This window comes from Pseudomonas sp. HOU2 (assembly GCF_040729435.1).
In the GTDB taxonomy this organism is placed as follows: domain Bacteria; phylum Pseudomonadota; class Gammaproteobacteria; order Pseudomonadales; family Pseudomonadaceae; genus Aquipseudomonas.
Window position 1 is genome coordinate 2,193,150 of sequence record NZ_CP160398.1, and the last position, 18,140, is coordinate 2,211,289.

Annotated in this window: 20 protein-coding genes and 1 riboswitch; of the genes, 9 read left to right on the forward strand and 11 right to left on the reverse strand. The window is 60.3% G+C overall.

Going from position 1 to position 18,140, the window contains the following annotated elements; all coding sequences use genetic code 11:
• Window positions 1-20: 20 nt before the first annotated feature.
• Window positions 21-1,019 (forward strand): class I SAM-dependent methyltransferase, encoded by a 999-nt coding sequence (locus ABV589_RS09775; RefSeq protein WP_108592724.1) that lies wholly within the window; start codon window positions 21-23, stop codon window positions 1,017-1,019.
• A gap of 40 nt (window positions 1,020-1,059) precedes the next feature.
• Window positions 1,060-1,182: riboswitch (yybP-ykoY riboswitch) on the forward strand.
• An 89-nt stretch (window positions 1,183-1,271) separates the two neighbouring features.
• Window positions 1,272-1,856, forward strand: coding sequence for a TMEM165/GDT1 family protein (locus ABV589_RS09780; RefSeq protein ID WP_007967721.1), 585 nt, complete (start codon window positions 1,272-1,274; stop codon window positions 1,854-1,856).
• A 186-nt stretch (window positions 1,857-2,042) separates the two neighbouring features.
• Here ABV589_RS09780 and ABV589_RS09785 read toward each other — a convergent pair whose 3' ends face one another.
• A complete protein-coding gene (locus tag ABV589_RS09785) occupies window positions 2,043-2,861 on the reverse strand; it encodes a M48 family metallopeptidase (protein WP_367085690.1) in 819 nt (272 codons plus the stop codon).
• Between the two features lie 263 nt (window positions 2,862-3,124).
• Here ABV589_RS09785 and ABV589_RS09790 point away from each other — a divergent pair, with 263 nt between their 5' ends.
• The gene (locus tag ABV589_RS09790; RefSeq protein WP_367085691.1) at window positions 3,125-5,266 is read left to right on the forward strand and encodes a methyl-accepting chemotaxis protein; all 2,142 of its coding nucleotides are present in this window, start codon (window positions 3,125-3,127) and stop codon (window positions 5,264-5,266) included.
• A 197-nt stretch (window positions 5,267-5,463) separates the two neighbouring features.
• Here the strand turns inward: ABV589_RS09790 and ABV589_RS09795 are convergent, their stop codons facing one another.
• From ABV589_RS09795 to ABV589_RS09805, 3 genes are read right to left on the reverse strand one after another with little or no spacing between them, the layout of a single operon-like run.
• A complete protein-coding gene (locus tag ABV589_RS09795) occupies window positions 5,464-6,087 on the reverse strand; it encodes an SOS response-associated peptidase (RefSeq protein ID WP_007967716.1) in 624 nt (207 codons plus the stop codon).
• Between the two features lie 36 nt (window positions 6,088-6,123).
• Window positions 6,124-6,384 carry a DUF2007 domain-containing protein gene (locus tag ABV589_RS09800; protein WP_025109321.1) on the reverse strand — a complete coding sequence of 87 codons (261 nt, stop codon included), beginning with the start codon at window positions 6,382-6,384 and terminating at the stop codon, window positions 6,124-6,126.
• A 9-nt stretch (window positions 6,385-6,393) separates the two neighbouring features.
• Entirely contained in the window at window positions 6,394-6,576 is a 183-nt protein-coding gene (locus ABV589_RS09805) for a CPXCG motif-containing cysteine-rich protein (protein ID WP_096797159.1), read from the reverse strand.
• Window positions 6,577-6,715: 139 nt separating this feature from the next.
• On the opposite strand from ABV589_RS09805, the gene ABV589_RS09810 reads away from it, so the two are divergent.
• Complete coding sequence (locus tag ABV589_RS09810) at window positions 6,716-7,882, forward strand: 1-acyl-sn-glycerol-3-phosphate acyltransferase (RefSeq protein WP_367085692.1); 1,167 nt, start codon at window positions 6,716-6,718, stop codon at window positions 7,880-7,882.
• Between the two features lie 129 nt (window positions 7,883-8,011).
• Here the strand turns inward: ABV589_RS09810 and ABV589_RS09815 are convergent, their stop codons facing one another.
• Window positions 8,012-8,290, reverse strand: coding sequence for a hypothetical protein (locus ABV589_RS09815; protein WP_367085693.1), 279 nt, complete (start codon window positions 8,288-8,290; stop codon window positions 8,012-8,014).
• A 194-nt stretch (window positions 8,291-8,484) separates the two neighbouring features.
• Between ABV589_RS09815 and ABV589_RS09820 the strand changes: the two genes are divergently transcribed.
• Window positions 8,485-8,691, forward strand: coding sequence for a hypothetical protein (locus tag ABV589_RS09820; protein ID WP_027612213.1), 207 nt, complete (start codon window positions 8,485-8,487; stop codon window positions 8,689-8,691).
• A gap of 172 nt (window positions 8,692-8,863) precedes the next feature.
• Here the strand turns inward: ABV589_RS09820 and ABV589_RS09825 are convergent, their stop codons facing one another.
• Window positions 8,864-9,448, reverse strand: coding sequence for a YajG family lipoprotein (locus tag ABV589_RS09825; protein WP_025109324.1), 585 nt, complete (start codon window positions 9,446-9,448; stop codon window positions 8,864-8,866).
• 205 nt (window positions 9,449-9,653) lie between these two features.
• Here ABV589_RS09825 and ABV589_RS09830 point away from each other — a divergent pair, with 205 nt between their 5' ends.
• Both ABV589_RS09830 and mqo read left to right on the forward strand, forming a co-directional pair.
• Window positions 9,654-9,887 carry a hypothetical protein gene (locus ABV589_RS09830; protein WP_329699232.1) on the forward strand — a complete coding sequence of 78 codons (234 nt, stop codon included), beginning with the start codon at window positions 9,654-9,656 and terminating at the stop codon, window positions 9,885-9,887.
• 706 nt (window positions 9,888-10,593) lie between these two features.
• Window positions 10,594-12,102, forward strand: a complete 1,509-nt coding sequence (gene mqo, locus ABV589_RS09835) for a malate dehydrogenase (quinone) (RefSeq protein WP_367085694.1) — start codon at window positions 10,594-10,596, stop codon at window positions 12,100-12,102.
• 182 nt (window positions 12,103-12,284) lie between these two features.
• Here mqo and ABV589_RS09840 read toward each other — a convergent pair whose 3' ends face one another.
• The 3 genes from ABV589_RS09840 to ABV589_RS09850 form a co-directional block, all read right to left on the reverse strand.
• On the reverse strand, window positions 12,285-12,572 hold the full coding sequence (locus ABV589_RS09840) for a PA4642 family protein (RefSeq protein ID WP_367085695.1): 288 nt from the start codon (window positions 12,570-12,572) through the stop codon (window positions 12,285-12,287).
• 63 nt (window positions 12,573-12,635) lie between these two features.
• On the reverse strand, window positions 12,636-13,115 hold the full coding sequence (locus ABV589_RS09845) for a hypothetical protein (RefSeq protein WP_367085696.1): 480 nt from the start codon (window positions 13,113-13,115) through the stop codon (window positions 12,636-12,638).
• A gap of 124 nt (window positions 13,116-13,239) precedes the next feature.
• Window positions 13,240-13,797: a hypoxanthine-guanine phosphoribosyltransferase gene (locus tag ABV589_RS09850; RefSeq protein WP_016987197.1), complete on the reverse strand. Its 558-nt coding sequence runs from the start codon at window positions 13,795-13,797 to the stop codon at window positions 13,240-13,242.
• 161 nt (window positions 13,798-13,958) lie between these two features.
• Between ABV589_RS09850 and upp the strand changes: the two genes are divergently transcribed.
• Window positions 13,959-14,597: a uracil phosphoribosyltransferase gene (gene upp, locus ABV589_RS09855; RefSeq protein ID WP_003228118.1), complete on the forward strand. Its 639-nt coding sequence runs from the start codon at window positions 13,959-13,961 to the stop codon at window positions 14,595-14,597.
• 2 nt (window positions 14,598-14,599) lie between these two features.
• On the forward strand, window positions 14,600-15,874 hold the full coding sequence (locus ABV589_RS09860) for a uracil-xanthine permease family protein (RefSeq protein WP_007951684.1): 1,275 nt from the start codon (window positions 14,600-14,602) through the stop codon (window positions 15,872-15,874).
• Between the two features lie 151 nt (window positions 15,875-16,025).
• Here ABV589_RS09860 and hemH read toward each other — a convergent pair whose 3' ends face one another.
• Both hemH and ABV589_RS09870 read right to left on the reverse strand, forming a co-directional pair.
• Window positions 16,026-17,051: a ferrochelatase gene (gene hemH, locus ABV589_RS09865; protein ID WP_367085697.1), complete on the reverse strand. Its 1,026-nt coding sequence runs from the start codon at window positions 17,049-17,051 to the stop codon at window positions 16,026-16,028.
• Between the two features lie 13 nt (window positions 17,052-17,064).
• Window positions 17,065-17,967, reverse strand: a complete 903-nt coding sequence (locus tag ABV589_RS09870; protein WP_367085698.1) for a TIGR01777 family oxidoreductase — start codon at window positions 17,965-17,967, stop codon at window positions 17,065-17,067.
• Window positions 17,968-18,140: the final 173 nt, after the last annotated feature.

The following is an 18,140-nucleotide window of genomic DNA, read 5'->3' on the forward strand; positions in this document are numbered from 1 at the left end:
CTTTTTTTTAAGGAGCAGTTATGGATCCGCGCAGTGAAGTACTGCTTCGTCAGGCCGAATTATTTCAGGGTTCGCTGCTGTTGGCCGGTTTGCCTGCCGACGATCTGCTCGGGCGCCTGCCCAATGCATTCGGCTGGTGCTGGCATGCCGGCGATCAGGCCGCCCTCGATGCGCGCTTCGAAGGTCGCAGCCATTTCGGCGTGAACGTGCCGGAGCGCGAGTTCGACAGCGCCGTGGTGTTTTTGCCCAAGTCCAAGGATCTGACCGATTACATCCTCAACGCCGTGGCCGCACGTCTGGCCGGGCGCGAGGTGTTTCTGGTCGGGGAAAAGCGCAGCGGCATCGAGGGTGCATCGAAGCAGCTCAACCCGTTCGGCAAACCACGCAAACTCGACAGCGCCCGCCACTGCCAACTGTGGCAAGTGACTGTGGCCAACGCACCTGAAGCCAAATCACTGGAAAGCCTGGCGCAGACTTATGAGCTGCCGCTGGCCGAAGGCCCGTTGAAAGTCATCAGTCTGCCGGGCGTGTTCAGCCATGGTCGACTGGATCGCGGCAGCGCCCTGCTGCTGGAGCATCTGGACAAACTGCCGAGCGGCCACCTGCTCGACTTCGGCTGTGGCGCCGGTGTTTTGGGCGCGGCGGTCAAACGGCGCTATCCACACAATCAGGTGACCCTGCTCGACGTCGATGCGTTTGCCGCCGCCAGCAGCCGCCTGACGTTGGCGGCCAACGGTCTGGAAGCCGAGGTGCTGACCGGTGACGGCATCGACGCCGCGCCGATGGGGTTGAACGCGATTCTGAGCAATCCGCCGTTCCATGTCGGGGTGCATACCGATTATTTCGCCACCGAGAACTTGCTGCGAAAAGCGGCCAAACATCTGAAAAACGGTGGCGAACTGCGCCTGGTTGCGAACAGTTTCCTGAAGTATCAGCCGCTGATCGAGGAGCATCTGGGCGTGTGTGCGATCAAGGCCGAAGGCAATGGTTTCCGGATTTACCGGGCCAAGCGCGGCTGAAAATTAGCACTTGCCGAATGGGTTCTGCCTAGGCAGAATCCGCTCCGTCCTAGGGGAGTAGTCTCCCACGAGCGCCAAGCTCGTCCGGCATACGTCAACATACTTGATCCTCAGATCATGGCGTATGCGACCCAAGCGTCCGCACCAGACGGATCGCAGGGTTTGACAAGACCTATGACACGCACACCTTACCCGGGGCGGGAAGGCTGTACGTGTCATAGCCGTGTCGACCCGCCCCTTAGGAAAATCCTGATGCTGGACTCGTTACTCGTTCCCACCGCAATCGTTGCCTTGGCCGAAATCGGCGACAAGACGCAACTGCTCGCGCTGATTCTCGCCGCTCGCTTTCGCAAACCCTGGCCGATCATCGCCGGTATCGTCGCCGCGACCCTGGCCAACCACGCGGCAGCCGGTGCGGTAGGCGCCTGGTTCGGCAGCTTCTTCTCCGATTCTGTTCTGCACTGGATTCTCGCCGCAAGCTTCACCGCCACTGCGCTGTGGACACTGGTCCCGGACAAGATGGACGACGATGAAGCCAGCACCGCACGCAAGTTCGGGCCCTTCCTGACCACGCTGATCGCATTCTTCCTGGCGGAAATCGGTGACAAGACACAGATCGCCACGGTGATGCTGGCGGCACAATATCCGGAGCTGTGGCTGGTGATCATCGGGACGACGGCGGGCATGTTGATTGCCAACGTGCCGGTGGTATTGGCCGGTAACTTTGCTGCGGAGAAATTGCCACTGACCTTGATCCGTCGCCTGGCGGCTTCGGCGTTCTTCATTCTAGCGATCGTTGCGGTGTACAAGGCGATGCAGAGCAGTGGCTGGGTTTAAACCCAGCCTGAAGTAACACTGAACTGTGGCGAGGGAGCTTGCTCCCGCTCGGCGGCGCAGCCGTCGCAAACCCTGCTAATACGGGTTAACTGTTAATCCGTGATTGTAGGGTTTGGGGCCGCTTCGCAGCCCAGCGGGAGCAAGCTCCCTCGCCACAAAAGCAGGTTCGCCTTGCCTGGGTTCTGATCAGGACTTCGGCGCTTTCTCGTACAACGGCATCACTTTCGGAATCGCTGCCTGCAACGAGGCGATGCGGCTGGTCGAGGCCGGGTGAGTGCTCATGAACTCCGGCGGTGCACCTTCCGAGGCCTTGCTCATCTTGTTCCACAAGGTGATCGCAGCATTCGGGTTGTAGCCGGCGCGCGCGGCCAGTTCCAGACCGATCAGGTCGGCTTCGTTTTCATTGGCGCGGCTGTTGGGCAGCGTCATGCCGTAGTTGGCCACGGTGTCGGCCAGCGCCAGGCTGTCCTGACCCAGACCGAACAACGCACCGGCGCCCTGCTTGGCCATTTCAATACCATAAGCCTTGGACATCGCTTCACGACCGTGCTCGCGCAGGGCGTGGGCGATTTCATGGCCCATGACCGCCGCGATTTCATCGTCGGTCAGCTTCAGGCTGTCGATCAGCCCGGTGTAGAAAATGATCTTGCCGCCAGGGCCGCAGTTGGCGTTGAGTTCGTCGCTCTTGATCAGGTTGACTTCCCACTGCCATTGCGCCGCATCCGGGCGGAAGGTCGGCGCCTGGGCGATCAGCCGGTTGGCGATTGCCTGAACCCGTTTGGCCTCGGGGCTGGTCTTGTCCAGCACGCCCTTGCTCGACGCCTCGCCAACGGTCTTCTGATAGGACTGGGCATACATCTGGTCGACCTCTTGCGAGGACAGCATGCTGAACATGTACTGCTTGCGCTCCACACCGACGGCTCCGCCGCTGGTGGTGTTGACCGACTGACAACCGGCCAGCAACAGCGCTGCGCTCAGTGCACTTACAACCAATGTCTTGTTCATTCAAAAGCTCCCTGAAAACCTGCCGCGTATCCTAGGGGGTGAATTGTATCGGCGCCAGATACAACAGACGTGTTGCAGGGTCTTTCGGAAGTTTCCCACCGCTGCTGTCGTAAAAAATTCACAGCAACCGGCAGACCCGCTGCCACTGCGTCGCGCACTGATCCATTTGCGACATCGCCCGCCCAATATTCCGCTCGCCACTCATGGCGCAATGCCTGCTGCCGATACAACAGCGCAGACGTCCTCTTGCGTGCGGAGCTCCCATGAAGTTCAAGTCGATCCAGTTTTCCGTCGCCGCCCTGGCCGGCGCCATCGTGCTCAGCGTGGTTGCCGCGCTGGTGCTGTACGCGCTGTTTTCCGGTGCCCGCACCCAGGACATGGTGCAACAGCGCACCCAGGCGCAGTTCGAACAAGTCATCGAACAACGCCTGACCTCGCTGGCGCAGACCCAGGTCAGCCAGATCCAGCGCGAACTCGAAGCACCGCTGCTGATTGCCGGGGGGCTGGTGCGGGTCAATGCGCTGCTCGGCACACCGGGCGCCGACGGCCAGCCAAAACTGAGCGTCAGCCGTGAGCAATTGATCAGCCTGATCAAGGAAAACGTCGAGAAGAACCCGAAGATTCTCGGCACCTACATCGGTTGGGAAAAAAACGCCCTGGACCACAATGACGCCGCCTACATCGGCACCAGCGTAGTCGGCATCGATGCCGCCAACGGGCGCTTCCTGCCCTGGTGGTTCCGCAATGACGACGGCACCCTGGGCCTGGACAAACTGGTGGACGTCGACGACCAGAAAGTCCTGTCCACCGGCGTGCGCGCCAGCGAGTACTACCTGTGCTCGAAAGAGAGCAAGAAATCCTGCGTGATCGATCCGGCGCCGTACAAAGTCGGCGACAAGGTCGTGATGCTCGCCTCGTTCATTGAACCGATCATGCTCAACGGCGCGTTCCAGGGCATCGTCGGCGCCGACCTGTCGGTGAACTTCATCCAGGAAATGCTCCTCGCTGCCAACCAGAAGTTGTACGGCGGTGCCGGGCAAATGGCCCTGATCGGCGGCAACGGCCGGATCGTCGCCTACACCCAGGATCCGAGCAAATTCGGCGAGAAGGTCAGCGACATTCTCGACGCCGAGCAGATTGCCAACATGGCCAATCTCAAACGTGGCGAAGTCACCTACTCCGTCAACATGGACAAGGGCCGCATCGAGCTGTACCTGCCGTTCGGCATCGGCCAGACCGACGCGCGCTGGACCCTGATGCTGCAACTGCCGCTGAACGCAGTGATGGCGGATCTGCAGAAACTGCAGGCCGACCTTGATGCACAACGCAAGTCCGACACCTTCGGCATGGCCATGGTCGGCTTGATCATCGCCGCCATCGGCCTGCTGGTGATTTGGCTGGTAGGCCATGGCATCGCCCGACCACTGAAGCAGATGGTCGCCATGCTCGATGACATTGCCAAAGGTGAAGGCGATCTGACCCGCCGCTTGAGCAGTGATCGCAGCGATGAGCTGGGCTCGATTGCCAAAGGCTTCAACACCTTCCTCGCCAAATTGCAGGCGATGATCACGCAGGTGGTGACGTCGGTGCAGAGCGTCAGCGATTCCTCCGAACACACTGCCGACATCGCGATTCGCACCAACATCGGCATTCAGAAACAGATGGCCGAGATCGATCAGGTCGCTACCGCGGTGCAGGAAATGACCGCCACCGCGCAAGACGTGGCGCGCAACGCCACTCAGGCTGCGCAAGCCGCCAGCCATGCGGATCAGGCCGCCGGTCAGGGCATGCAGATTGTCCGTGACACCTCGAATTCGATTGGTGTGCTGGCGGTGGAAATCGGCAAGGCCGTGGAGGTGGTGCAGACGCTGGCCAAGGACAGTGAAAACATCAATGCGATCCTCACCGCGATTCGCGGGATCGCCGAGCAGACCAACCTGCTGGCGTTGAACGCGGCGATCGAAGCAGCGCGGGCCGGCGAACAGGGGCGCGGCTTTGCCGTGGTGGCGGACGAAGTGCGCAATCTGGCGCAGAAAACCCAGAAGGCCACCGAAGAAATCCAGAGCATGATCCAGCAACTGCAACAGGGCACCCGCGATGTGGTGCGGGTCATGGAAGACAGCCAGAACCGCACCGACGAAAGTGTGCAGCACGCGGCGAAAGCCGCCGAGGCGCTGGAGACGATTACCCAGGCGGTGTCGGTGATCAATGACATGAACACGCAGATCGCCAGTGCGGCGGAGGAGCAGAGCGCGGTGGCGGATGACATCAACCGCAACGTGATCAATATCGGTCAGGTGGCGAATGAAGTGGCGGGCGGTGCGGATGAGTCGAGTTCGGCGAGTGCCGGCCTGACCAAACTGGCGGAGCAGCAGCGGCGGTTGATCAATCAGTTCAAGGTCTGAAAAGCGAAAAGCCCCTCACCCTAACCCTCTCCCAGAGGGAGAGGGGACTGACTGGGGGATATTGACGAAATACTCCGACTTGAACGCTCAGCTTTGAATCCATAATCGACTGGTTATTTCAGGTCGATGTATGACGGGAGACAGCTCGGTCAGTCCCCTCTCCCTCTGGGAGAGGGTTAGGGTGAGGGGCTTTTGACTTAACCCGGGGTCAGACACTCCGGCCCATTGAGCTTCGGATCATTCACCAGATTCGCCAGCACCCGCTCGCGCAACGCGGCCGGCTCACTGGCGAGCAAACCCTGCAGCACATGCAACGGCGTCGCAGGATCGAGCCAGGCCGCCTGCCCCGCCTCATCGAGAATCAACGGTCGGCGCTGACTGGCCGCCGGCTGCGTGATGACGGCGGTGCTCAGCCACACTTGCTCCTGCACCGGATACGCCTCCCAGATCGCCGCGAAAAACAGCGACGAACCCTCCCCCGGCGTCAACCAGTACGGACGCTTGCGCAGGTTGCCGCGCCATTCGTAGAAACCGTTGGCCGGCAGCAGGCAGCGGCGCAGGCGCAGCGCCTCGCGAAACATCGGCTGTTCGGCCACGGTTTCGGCCCGGGCATGCGCCGGGGTTCGCGACAGATCGGTCAGCCAAGGCGGCGTCAGGCCCCAGCGGGCGCGGGCCAGCGTGCGTTGGCCGTCGGCCTCGGCACGCAGCATCAACACCGAATCATTGGGGGAAATGTTCCACTGCGCCTGCTGATCGGCAGGAAATCCGGGCAGGGCCGCAAAATCGCGGTTCCAGCGAAACAGGGCATAACGTCCACACATGGGGCAACACGACTCAAAAGTAAAACGAACGTCAGCCTAACAGACCAGCGTGCCGGGGAAGCTCTCCGGTTCATCGCCGGGCAGCGGCAGGGCGGCATTGTACGCGGTGATCAGCTCGCGGGCGTACTCGGCCTGATCGTTATCGACCGACAGCCCGAGCAGGCCGAAAATCGGCAATTCACCGGTGCCGCCGAGCAGATCGCGGCCCACCAGATGCGCCTCGATGCCCTCGCTGGCGAGCATGCCCTTGAGCATCTCGCCTTCCATCAGGTTTTCCGGCTCGTAGATTCGCTGCATGCGCGCCCCTCACTCGTTTTCGCTGAAGACTTCCAGAAACCAATCCTCGCCATGCACCTGCAAGACAAACGTGATCGGTCGACAACACACCTGACAGTCCTCGATGTAGGTCTGATCGCCTGCGGACAGGTCCACTGTCGTCTCGACCTCTTCACCACAATACGGACATTCATACAGTGCGCTTTCCAGCATCGCGGTCTCCCAGGTGACTTGTGCGTATAATCGCCGGTCTATTTGCAGGGCTATTTTTGTCTGGCTACCTTTTCAGACCGTGCCCCGCGGGTTTTCGATCAAAACCTTTACTTACCCTAGCCGTTTCCAACAAGAGAGCATGATGGGCGAATTCGATGCCATCCGACCTTACGACGACAGCGAAGTACCTGCGGTACTGGCAAGACTGCTCGGCGACAAGGCGTTTCTAGATATCCTCACCCACTTCCGCTTCCCGCGTTTTGCCGGTGCCTTCGGCTGGATGCTCAAACCACTTATAGCCCATCGGCTGCGTCGTGAGTTTGCCGACGTGACCTCCGTGGCCACTTTGCAGGACAAAGTCGAGTTCTACGTCGACCACACCATCGAGCGCGCCACTGATGGCGTGACCTACACCGGTGTCGAGCAATTCAAGTCCGGCAGCGCCTACCTGTTCATCGCCAACCACCGCGACATCGTGATGGACCCGGCCTTCGTCAACTACGCGGTGTACCACGCCGGCCTGCCGACCCCGCGTATCGCGATTGGCGACAACCTGCTGCAAAAGCCGTTTGTCAGCGATCTGATGCGCCTGAACAAGAGCTTTATCGTGCACCGCTCGATCACCGGGCGCCGCGAGAAAATGGCCGCGTATCAGTTGCTGTCGGCGTACATCAACCACTCGATCCGCAACGATTGCGCTTCGATCTGGATCGCTCAGGCCGAGGGCCGGGCCAAGGACGGCGACGACCGTACCGAGTCGGCAATCCTCAAGATGTTTCACATGAGCCGCAAGGACGAGCCGTTTGGCGAAGTCATTCAGTCGCTGAACCTGACGCCGGTGTCGATCAGCTACGAATACGACCCGTGCGACCAGGCCAAGGCCCGCGAGCTGTACATCCGCGCTACCACCGGCACTTACGCCAAGGCGCCGGGCGAGGATGACGTGAGCATCGCCAAGGGCATTACCGGCTACAAGGGCCGGGTGCACGTGAACTTCGCCGCGCCGATCAGCGAGCTGTTCGAAGACACCAAGCAATTGGCGGTCGAGATGGACAAGCAGATTCTCGGCGGATATCGCCTGTTCCCGGTGCATTACCTGGCGTATGCGATGTGGGCCGATGCCGATCCGCAATTGAACGTGCCGAAGGCTGTCGAGCTGTTCCCGGCTGATGAACTGGCCAAGGCACAAGAAGAATGGCAGCGCCGACTGGACGCCTGCCCGCAGGAGCACCGTCCGTATCTGGTGCTGCAATATGCGACGCCGGTGCGCAATCAGTACCGGGTGAAGGCTGGGTTGCCGTTGTAAAACCTTTTGGCAAATCACACTGTGGCGAGGGAGCTTGCTCCCGCTGGGCTGCGCAGCGGCCCCAAGTTTTTGTGAGCGCTACGCACTCAGCGGGAGCAAGCTCCCTCGCCACAAAATTGCGCATCAGATTCAGAAGCGCGTGCTGATCCAGGAAACGATCAGGGCCAGCCCGAGGCAGGCAAAGCCGAAGCGGTAGAAAAAGCGGTTCATGCGCAACGTCGCCCAATCCAGAATCGGTTCGGCGTTGGGCTGGGCCTGGCGTTGAGCGGCGATGCTGGCCATGGCGCGTAGTTCACGACGGCGGGTCGCGTGCAGCAGCCAACTGCCCGGGAAGGCCAGGGCCAGCGCCAGCAGGTTGATCAATTTGGCGGGATGGGCAGTAAACAGCGTCATCAAGTGCAGCGACATCACAGACCTCGGAACTGAATCGGTGTGGCAGACGCCCGATCGACGACTGCGGCGCGGATTCTACCGAAACACGCCTGCACTCCCCTACCCTTTACGACAAATAACCTGACAATCGACCGATGGCTGTCCTGTGTCACGGCTTCGTCATTTACATCGGCCACCATGCGCGCCTCGAAACACACATGGAACGCGACATGCTGCACGCCGAAAACCAGGACCGTCTGTACCTCATCACCCCGACCGACGAACAACAAAGCCTTGTCGGCAGCCTTGCCTTCAATGTGCAGGATCGCCACTGGCTGGTGTATTGCGCCCTCGGCGGGCATCAGCATGCGGATTTGCCGGAAACCGATCTGCTGACGGGCGTAAGCGTGCTCGACTTCTACTCCCAAGCCGCCTGACCCACATCGCCCCCCCCTGTAGGAGCTGCCGAAGGCTGCGATCTTTTGATCTTGTTTTTAAAAATCAAAGTCAAAAGATCGCAGCCTTCGGCAGCTCCTACAGGGGAAACTGCAGACATGAAAAAGCCCGGGCCATCACTGGCACCGGGCTTTTTCACGTCAGCCGCAAAGCTTACTCGGCGAGGATCTGACCCACGGTCGGGTCCTTGAACAGACGGGTCAGGGCATCGCTCAACACGTCGCTGACCAGTTTGGTATTGGTTTCCTGATTCGGCGCCATGCCGAAACGCTGGTCCAGCGAAGCACCGTAGCGGCCGCTGTAGCGACGGTTGCCGCTCTGCACGTCGGAACGGAAGGTCGCGCCGATGGTGGCTTCGGTCACGTACATGCCTTCTTTGGGCGACTGGTACTTCAGCTCGGTCAGGGTCACGGTCAGTTGCGGCGCGTTCATTGCGTTGCTGGTCGGGGTGAAGCCGAGCAGACGCACGGCGGCTTCAGCCTGAGCCTGCAGCTTGGGCAGGATCTGCTCGCGCTGCACGGTGATCGCGCTAGTTTCAGGGTACAGGCCGCCACGGGTGCCGAGGGTTGGCGACGGACGACCGTCCACCACGCGCACCACCACTTGCTGACCATGACCAACCGGCGCCAGCTGCGTGGTCAGCTTTGGTTCCGGGCTCAGTTGTTGCGGGCTGTGGGCGCAGCCAACCAGGGTCAAACTGGTCACAGTGATCAAACCGAACAACAGGCGTTGCAACATGCTCTTTTCTCCAGAATCAGGCACAGACAGGCCGGCAGTATAGCGGTGGGCCACTGCGGGTCACCAGCACTCGACAGTGAATACTCCAATGTCTGACAAACCCGTGGGAACACGGTTCCTGTCACAGATTATTCACCGCCCATACACCTTGGCGTCACGGCCTCTTGCCAAGCTTCAAACCAGCCCTCCAACAAGGTATTCGGCCATGCGATATCTGATCTCGTTGTTCGCTCCACGCCCGCTGCATCGCAGCTTTGCCCTGCTCGATCGCCATGGTCATTGCCAGGCATTCAAGCAGTGCAGCCTGCAACCGATGGGCGACGGCTGGGTGGAAATCGAAGAAATCCGCCTCAACTGGTTGCACCAGCCATTGCCCGCCAGCGCCCGCGTCATACCGTCGCAGCCCCGTGCACGGGTGCAGGCGATGTTGAGCATCTGACCGGATGCCTAATAAAAGTCATTAAACTCGACCAACTGCCCGCATTTCTTCGATACAATCTCCCCCCGATTATAAGGACGTCTCCTGATCGGGCCTCGCAACACCGTCAATGCCCAGGCATTGGCACTCCAAATCGCCCACAGAGAGCCGCCCACACAGATCGAGTGAAGCTGGCGCGCTTGCCTGTTCTTGCGGCAAAAACCCGCTTTTCGCGAATCTGCAGAGCTGTCATGCGCTCGGCCACCGCGTTGTTTTGCCCTTGCGGGCACGGTGCCAGGCCTGGACAGCCCTTTTTGAGGTTCACGTCTTCAAAAGAGCGTGAAAAAAACGGGTTTTCACAACTTCACAAGAGTGTGGCGAGCAAATGAATAGTTTTGCGTCTGAACATGCACCATTAGCGTCTGAAACAGCCCAACGACACAGGACCGGGGATACCTCGAACATCGGAGCCTGAAGCCTGTCCGCTACGGATTTGGTTGCACAAAACGGATGTCTCGACCATAAGTCGAATTGCCAGCCGCGTGCTGAAATGAGTTCATTGAGCTCCTGAAGCCAGGCCGCATGCATCCGTCGAAGTTGCGAAAAATTGCGAAGATTCGGACATGGCGAACCTGACCACGGGTATCCGGGGCGCAACTGACCTGCCCCGTCACTCCCTGGCAGCCATGCCGACAATTTGGTGCTGCAGATTTTGGAGACGCGTTAAATGGCGCATAACGAAGCAGTCGACGTAGTTCTGGTTGGGGCCGGCATCATGAGTGCCACCCTGGCGGTACTGCTCAAAGAGCTCGACCCGGCGATCAAGCTGGAAGTCGTCGAGTTGATGGATTCCGGTGCGGCGGAGAGTTCCAACCCGTGGAACAACGCCGGCACCGGCCACGCCGGCCTGTGCGAGCTGAACTACACCCCGCAGGCGGCCGACGGCAGCGTCGACATCAAGAAAGCCGTGCACATCAACACCCAGTTCGAAGTGTCCAAGCAGTTCTGGTCGTACCTGACCAAGAAAGGCACCTTCGGCTCGTGCAAGTCCTTCATCAGCCCGGTGCCGCACCTGAGTTTCGTGCAGGGTGACAAAGGCGTGTCGTTCCTCAAGGAACGCTTCAACGTGCTGCACAAGCACCACGCCTTCGCCGATATGGAATACACCGAAGACAAGGCCAAAATGGCCGAGTGGATGCCGCTGATGATGCCGGGCCGCTCGCCGGACGAAGTCCTGGCTGCCACCCGCGTGATGAACGGCACCGACGTCAACTTCGGCGCGTTGACCAATCAGTTGCTCAAGCACCTGACCAGCGCTCCGGACACCCAGGTCAAATACTGCAAGCGCGTCACCGGCCTCAAGCGTAACGGCAACGGCTGGACCGTCAGCATCAAGGACGTCAACAGCGGCAACAGCCGCGAAGTCGACGCCAAATTCGTCTTCCTCGGCGCCGGTGGCGCAGCCCTGCCGTTGCTGCAGGCTTCGGGCATCGAAGAAAGCAAAGGTTTCGGCGGCTTCCCGATCAGCGGCCAGTGGTTGCGTTGCGACAACCCCGAAGTGGTCAAGCAGCACCAGGCCAAGGTCTACAGCCAGGCCGCCGTGGGTTCGCCACCGATGTCCGTGCCGCACCTGGACACCCGTGTAGTCGACGGCAAGAAATCCCTGCTGTTCGGGCCATACGCTGGCTTCACCACCAAGTTCCTCAAGCACGGTTCCTTCATGGACCTGCCGATGTCGGTTCGCGCCGGCAACATCGGGCCGATGCTGGCGGTGGCGAAAAACAACATGGACCTGACCAAGTACCTGGTCAGCGAAGTGATGCAATCGATGGAGCAGCGCCTGGATTCCCTGCGCCGCTTCTACCCGCAGGCGAAAGCCGAAGACTGGCGCCTGGAAGTGGCCGGCCAACGGGTACAGATCATCAAGAAAGACCCGAAAAAGGGCGGCATCCTGCAATTCGGTACCGAACTGGTCGCGGCGAAAGACGGTTCCCTCGCCGCCCTGCTCGGCGCTTCGCCAGGTGCTTCGGTGACCGTTTCGATCATGCTCGAGCTGATCGAGAAATGCTTCCCGGCCAAGGCCAAGGGTGAGTGGGCAGCCAAACTGGCGGAGATCTTCCCGGCCCGCGAGAAAGTCCTGGAAACCGATGCTGCGCTGTATCGCAAGATCAACACGCAGAACAACATCGCTCTGGAACTGGTTGAAGAAAGCAGCGAGACCCCAAGCTTCGCTTGACCTTGCAGCATAAAAAAACGCCCCGTACTCAGTGAGTGCGGGGCGTTTTTTTATGGCCGAAATTTGAAACACTGACCTCTGTGGCGAGGGAGCTTGCTCCCGCTTGAGTGCGCAGCGCTCACAAGAGTTTGGGGCCGCTGCGCAGCCCGGCGGGAGCAAGCTCCCTCGCCACAGGGACGGTGTCAGGCGCGGGCCTTGTCGATCAACTCAATGTATTCCGGGGCATTACGCTGATCCTTGATCAGATCAACAAACGTCTGACCGTGCTCATCCTTGCCATCCACGTCATAACCGGCGGCCACGAAGAACGTCAGGAAGCGCTCGAAATCGTCGATGCGCAGGCCACGGTAGGCCTTGACCAGTTTGTGCAGCGACGGCGAAGTGGCGTCGACCGGCTCAAAATCGAGGAACAGCTTGATCTGCTCATCGCCGATCTCGTCACCAATCACCTGTTTCTTATCTTTACGCATTGCCGACTCCAGCTCGCAGACATTACACGGGGCGGGCAGTTTACCCCTGCCCTGCCACCCGGCTCAACGCGAACGAACGGCCCCGGTGTGCAGATCGGCCCAGATGTGGCCGTTGGCATAACTGAGGAACTGTACATACACGGTGTCGTTGCGCAGCAGATCGATCACCACCCGGTACTGGGCCAGCGGGTAGAACAGGGTCAGGGTTTTGCTCTTGTCGTCATAAACCGGTTTTTTCAGGCTTTTGCTTTCGCCATCGAAATTGACCAGCACCTGGGCGATGGTTGCGCCCTTGTTCAGCGACTTGCCCTTGAGGCGGATCATCAGCGGCGATGTGACCGGAATCGGCTGCTGGTTGGACTGGCGTTGCGCACCGACCACCACCGAATAATCGGTGACTTGCAGCAGTTGCTGCTGTTCGGGTTCGGCATCGCGCAGGGTCAGGTCGTCCGGCGGCAGGAATTGGCTGTGCATCGGCGCGGCAAAAAGCGGCAGGCTGAAGGTCAGCAACAACGCGGCGATACTGCGGATCAAGAGGCGCATGACAGGCTCCGGAGGGCGGGGCCGAGCACTTTAGCAGTCTTTTAAAAGCAAAAGATCGCAGCGTTCCGCAGCTCCTACACGGAATTTGTAGGAGCTGCGGAACGCTGCGATCTTTTGATCTTGCTTACATGCCTTTAACGGCAAAGATCCCGTTGGCGTTGCGCCAGTAACCTTTGTAGTCCATGCCGTAACCGAAGATGTAGCGGTCAATGCATGGCAGGCCGACGAAGTCTGCCTTCAGGTCTGGCCGCGCCTTGCGGTCGTGATCCTTGTCGATCAGCACGGCGGTGTGCACTTTGCGCGCGCCGGCGTGTTTGCAGAAGTCGATGATCGCGCCCAGGGTGTGACCTTCGTCGAGGATGTCGTCGATGATCAGCACGTCGCGGTCGATGAACGAGACTTCCGGCTTGGCTTTCCAGAACAGGTCGCCGCCGCTGGTTTCGTTGCGATAACGGGTCGCGTGCAAGTAGGACGCTTCCAGCGGGAATTGCAGGTGAGTCAGCAGTTTTCCGGAGAAGATCAGCCCGCCGTTCATCACGCAGAACACCACCGGGTTGCTGTCGGCCAGTTGTTCGTTGATTTGTGCACCGACGCGGGCGATGGCGGCCTCGACTTCAGATTCGGTGTACAGGCAGTCAGCCTCTCGCATGATTTGACGGATATGCTCGAGATCAGCGGACATGGCGCTCTCCAGGGGGATGTTTTCGGAAAAGCGGGCAAAGGTACGCATCCCGTGAGGCCGAATCAAGCCTTAATGGACTAACGTACTCAATGTCCTATAGGACATCACCCTCGGATAGATTAATCTAGGCCGGTTTTTTTGCCCGCCGCCGGAGTTTTTCCATGCCCATCCTCGAGATCCGCCATCCGCTGATCCGCCATAAACTCGGCCTGATGCGCCGCGCCGATATCAGCACCAAGAATTTCCGTGAGCTTGCTCAGGAAGTCGGCGCCCTGTTGACCTATGAAGCTACAAAAGATTTGCCGCTCGAATCCTACGATATCGCCGGTTGGTGCGGCACTGTGTCGGTGGAGAAAATCGCCGGCAAGAAGATCACCGTCGTGCCGATCCTGCGCGCCGGTATCGGCATGCTCGAAGGCGTGCTGAGCCTGATCCCGGGTGCCAAGGTTTCCGCGGTGGGCGTTGCCCGCAACGAAGAAACCCTGCAAGCCCACACCTATCTGGAGAAACTGGTTCCGGAAATCGACGAACGGTTGGCGATGATCATCGACCCGATGCTCGCCACCGGCAGCTCCATGGTCGCGACCATCGATCTGCTGAAGAAAGCCGGTTGCAAGGACATCCGCGCGATGGTGCTGGTTGCCGCGCCGGAAGGCATTGCTGCCGTAGAACAGGCTCACCCGGACGTGACCATCTACACCGCGTCCATCGATGAGCGCCTGAACGAACACGGCTACATCATTCCTGGGCTTGGCGACGCCGGTGACAAGATCTTCGGTACCAAGCAGAAGGACGCGTGAGCATGCAGCAAGAGTTCAACGATCCGCTCTGGCGCACGGTGCTGTCCGGCGCGCAGATGCTGTTCGTGGCTTTCGGCGCTCTGGTGCTGATGCCGCTGATCACGGGCCTGGACCCGAACGTGGCACTGTTTACCGCGGGTTTAGGGACGATTCTGTTCCAGATCGTCACCGGGCGTCAGGTGCCGGTGTTTCTCGCGTCGAGCTTTGCCTTCATCACCCCGATCATTCTCGCCAAGGGCCAGTTCGGCCTCGCCGCGACCATGGGCGGCGTGATGGCGGCCGGTTTCGTCTACACCTTCCTCGGCCTGGCCGTGAAGATCAAGGGCACCGGTTTCATCGACCGCTTGCTGCCGCCAGTGGTGATTGGCCCGGTGATCATCTCCATCGGCCTGGCCATGGCGCCGATAGCCGCGAACATGGCGATGGGCAAGGCGGGTGACGGTTCCGAGCTGATCCACTACCAGACCGCGATGATGATCTCGATGCCGGCACTGCTGACCACCTTGATCGTGGCGGTGTTCGGTAAAGGCATCTTCCGTCTGGTGCCGATCATTTCCGGCGTGCTGGTTGGTTTTGCCATGTCGTTCTATTTCGGCGTGGTCGATACCGCGAAGATTGCGGCGGCGCCATGGTTCGCCCTGCCGCACTTCACCGCGCCGGAGTTCAACTGGCAGGCGATCCTGTTCATCGTTCCGGTAGCCCTGGCTCCGGCCATCGAGCATATCGGCGGCGTAATTGCCGTGGGCAGCGTGACCGGTCGTGATTACCTGAAGAAACCAGGCCTGCATCGCACCCTGCTCGGTGACGGCATTGCTACCACGGCAGCCGGTCTGTTTGGCGGCCCGCCGAACACCACCTACGCCGAAGTGACCGGCGCGGTGATGCTGACCAAGAACTACAACCCGAAAATCATGACCTGGGCGGCGATCTTCGCCATCACCCTGGCGTTCATCGGCAAGTTCGGCGCGCTGCTGCAAAGCATTCCGGTGCCGGTGATGGGCGGGATTCTGTGTCTGTTGTTCGGTTCGATCGCGGCGGTGGGGATGAACACCCTGATCCGGCACAAGATCGACCTCGGTGAAGCGCGCAACCTGGTGATCGTGTCGGTGACCCTGGTGTTCGGTATCGGCGGCGTGCTGGTCGGCACCGGTACTGGTCCGGACGACTTCGGCCTCAAAGGCATCGCGCTGTGCGCGGTGGTGGCGATTGCGCTGAACCTGATCCTGCCGGGCAATGACAGCTGGAAGCACAAGAAGGCCGATGAGCCGCTAATTTGAAATCTGGCTCATGACCTGTGGCGAGGGAGCTTGCTCCCGCTTGACTGCGAAGCAGTCATAAACTCGGCGGATGCGGTTTCCTGTGAACCGCGTCCGCAGGGCTTGGGGCTGCATTGCAGCCCAGCGGGAGCAAGCTCCCTCGCCACAACAGCTACAGCGCCAACGGCGCTCTCTCGCACAGGGTCGCCAACGCCTTCGCCCATTGCGGGTCGTCATTCAAGCACGGCACCAGCACCAACTCCTCGCCCCCTGCTTCGCGGAACTGTTCCTTGCCGCGATCACCGATCTCTTCCAGCGTCTCAATGCAATCGGCGACAAACGCCGGACACATCACCAGAATCTTTTTCACGCCGTTTTTCGCCAGTTCATCCAGCCGCGCTTCGGTGTACGGCTCGATCCACTTCGCCCGGCCCAGACGCGACTGAAACGACACCGACCATTTGCCATCGGCAATGCCCGCGCGCTTGGCGAACTCGGCGGCGGTGCGTATGCACTGGGCGCGGTAACAGGTGGCCAGCACGGCCGGCGAAGCGTTCTTGCAGCAATCCGCGTTTTTCAAGCAGTGACTGCCGGTCGGATCGAGCTTGGTCAGGTGCCGCTCCGGCAAGCCATGGAAGCTCAACAGCAAGTGATCGTAGTCCTGCTGCACATGCGGGGTAGCGCTGGCGACCAGCGCGTCGATGTACTCAGGCTGATCGTAAAACGGTTGCAGCACCGAGAGTTTTACATCGAGCTTCTTCTCGCGAATCACCCGCTTGGCTTCTTCGATCACTGTGGTCGTGGTGCTGTCGGCGAACTGTGGATAAAGCGGCGCCAGCGTGATGCGCTTGTGCCCCGCTGCGACCAGTTGCAGCAATTTGGTTTCAATCGACGGCTCGCCGTAACGCATGGCCAGTTCCACCGGGCCATGGGTCCACTGGGTGGTCATCTGTTGCTGCAGGCGGCGGCTGAGCACCACCAGCGGCGAGCCCTCCTCCCACCAGATCGAAGCGTAGGCATGGGCCGATTGCTCGGGGCGCTTGATCAGGATCAGCGACACCAACAGCCGCCGCACCGGCCACGGCAGGTCGATCACGTACGGGTCCATCAGAAATTGATTGAGGTAGCTGCGTACATCGGCCACCGAGGTGGAGGCCGGGGAACCCAGGTTGACCAGAAGCAAGGCGTGATCGGTCATGCATCGTCCTATTTCAAAGGCGGCCGGAGAGATCATCCAAAGCCGCGCGCAAATCCGTGAACTGGAAAGTGAAACCCGCTTCCAGCAAGCGTGCCGGCATGGCCCGTTGACCGCCCAGCAACAGCAATGACATTTCGCCAAGACCGACCTTCAGGGCCAGGGCCGGCATCGGCATGAACGCCGGGCGGTGCAATACGCTGCCCAGCGTCTTGGCAAACTCGCGATTGCGCACCGGTTTCGGTGCGCAGGCATTATAAGGACCGCTCGCCTGATCGCGGTGCAGAAGAAAATCAATCAGGGCGATTTGATCATCGATGTGAATCCACGGCATCCACTGCCGGCCATTGCCCAACGGCCCGCCCAGCCCGAGTTTGAACGGCAGCAACAGCCGCGACAAAAAGCCGCCCTCGGCCGACAGCACCAGCCCGGTACGCACCAGCACCACGCGAATGCCCAGGCCTTCGGCACGCTGGGCGGTTTCCTCCCAGGCGATGCACAACTGACTGGCAAAATCGTCGATCACTGGCGGCGACTCTTCGGTCAGCTCGCGTTCACCGCCGTCGCCATACCAGCCGACTGCAGAACCGGAGATCAACAACGCCGGTTTCTGCTGCCGTGTTTCCAGCCAGGCCAGCAGGGTTTCGGTGAGGGTGATGCGGCTGCTCCACAGCAACGCCTTGCGCCGATGGGTCCATGGTCGATCAGCGATCGGCGCACCGGCGAGGTTGACCACCGCGTCCAGCGGCTCGTTGCCGAAGTCTTCGAGGCGCGCAATCGCGCGCACCTGCGCGCCACAGATTTTCGCGACCTTTTCCGGGCGGCGACTCCACACCGTCAATTGATGGCCCTGCCCCGACCAGTGTCGGCAGAGCTGACGGCCTATCAAACCAGTACCGCCGGTCAGCAATATGTGCATGACATCTTCCTCGCGTGGCGTTTTACCCGGATCACTAGTCTATTTTTATAAGCAGGGATCTTTTCTATCGGGCAGGCTCTATTGTTTAACCATAGGCCAAGCTGTCAGAACGAGAACGCTAGAAGTTATACCAAAAAACAAAATTGTACAGGTTTCATTGACGGCGTAGTCTG

Coding starts and splice junctions, on each gene's coding strand:
- ABV589_RS09775 (WP_108592724.1), top strand. CDS start 21: ATGGATCCGCGCAGTGAAGTACTGCTTCGTCAGGCCGAATTATTTCAG.
- ABV589_RS09780 (WP_007967721.1), top strand. CDS start 1,272: ATGCTGGACTCGTTACTCGTTCCCACCGCAATCGTTGCCTTGGCCGAA.
- ABV589_RS09785 (WP_367085690.1), bottom strand. CDS start 2,861: ATGAACAAGACATTGGTTGTAAGTGCACTGAGCGCAGCGCTGTTGCTG.
- ABV589_RS09790 (WP_367085691.1), top strand. CDS start 3,125: ATGAAGTTCAAGTCGATCCAGTTTTCCGTCGCCGCCCTGGCCGGCGCC.
- ABV589_RS09795 (WP_007967716.1), bottom strand. CDS start 6,087: ATGTGTGGACGTTATGCCCTGTTTCGCTGGAACCGCGATTTTGCGGCC.
- ABV589_RS09800 (WP_025109321.1), bottom strand. CDS start 6,384: ATGCAGCGAATCTACGAGCCGGAAAACCTGATGGAAGGCGAGATGCTC.
- ABV589_RS09805 (WP_096797159.1), bottom strand. CDS start 6,576: ATGCTGGAAAGCGCACTGTATGAATGTCCGTATTGTGGTGAAGAGGTC.
- ABV589_RS09810 (WP_367085692.1), top strand. CDS start 6,716: ATGATGGGCGAATTCGATGCCATCCGACCTTACGACGACAGCGAAGTA.
- ABV589_RS09815 (WP_367085693.1), bottom strand. CDS start 8,290: ATGTCGCTGCACTTGATGACGCTGTTTACTGCCCATCCCGCCAAATTG.
- ABV589_RS09820 (WP_027612213.1), top strand. CDS start 8,485: ATGCTGCACGCCGAAAACCAGGACCGTCTGTACCTCATCACCCCGACC.
- ABV589_RS09825 (WP_025109324.1), bottom strand. CDS start 9,448: ATGTTGCAACGCCTGTTGTTCGGTTTGATCACTGTGACCAGTTTGACC.
- ABV589_RS09830 (WP_329699232.1), top strand. CDS start 9,654: ATGCGATATCTGATCTCGTTGTTCGCTCCACGCCCGCTGCATCGCAGC.
- mqo (WP_367085694.1), top strand. CDS start 10,594: ATGGCGCATAACGAAGCAGTCGACGTAGTTCTGGTTGGGGCCGGCATC.
- ABV589_RS09840 (WP_367085695.1), bottom strand. CDS start 12,572: ATGCGTAAAGATAAGAAACAGGTGATTGGTGACGAGATCGGCGATGAG.
- ABV589_RS09845 (WP_367085696.1), bottom strand. CDS start 13,115: ATGCGCCTCTTGATCCGCAGTATCGCCGCGTTGTTGCTGACCTTCAGC.
- ABV589_RS09850 (WP_016987197.1), bottom strand. CDS start 13,797: ATGTCCGCTGATCTCGAGCATATCCGTCAAATCATGCGAGAGGCTGAC.
- upp (WP_003228118.1), top strand. CDS start 13,959: ATGCCCATCCTCGAGATCCGCCATCCGCTGATCCGCCATAAACTCGGC.
- ABV589_RS09860 (WP_007951684.1), top strand. CDS start 14,600: ATGCAGCAAGAGTTCAACGATCCGCTCTGGCGCACGGTGCTGTCCGGC.
- hemH (WP_367085697.1), bottom strand. CDS start 17,051: ATGACCGATCACGCCTTGCTTCTGGTCAACCTGGGTTCCCCGGCCTCC.
- ABV589_RS09870 (WP_367085698.1), bottom strand. CDS start 17,967: ATGCACATATTGCTGACCGGCGGTACTGGTTTGATAGGCCGTCAGCTC.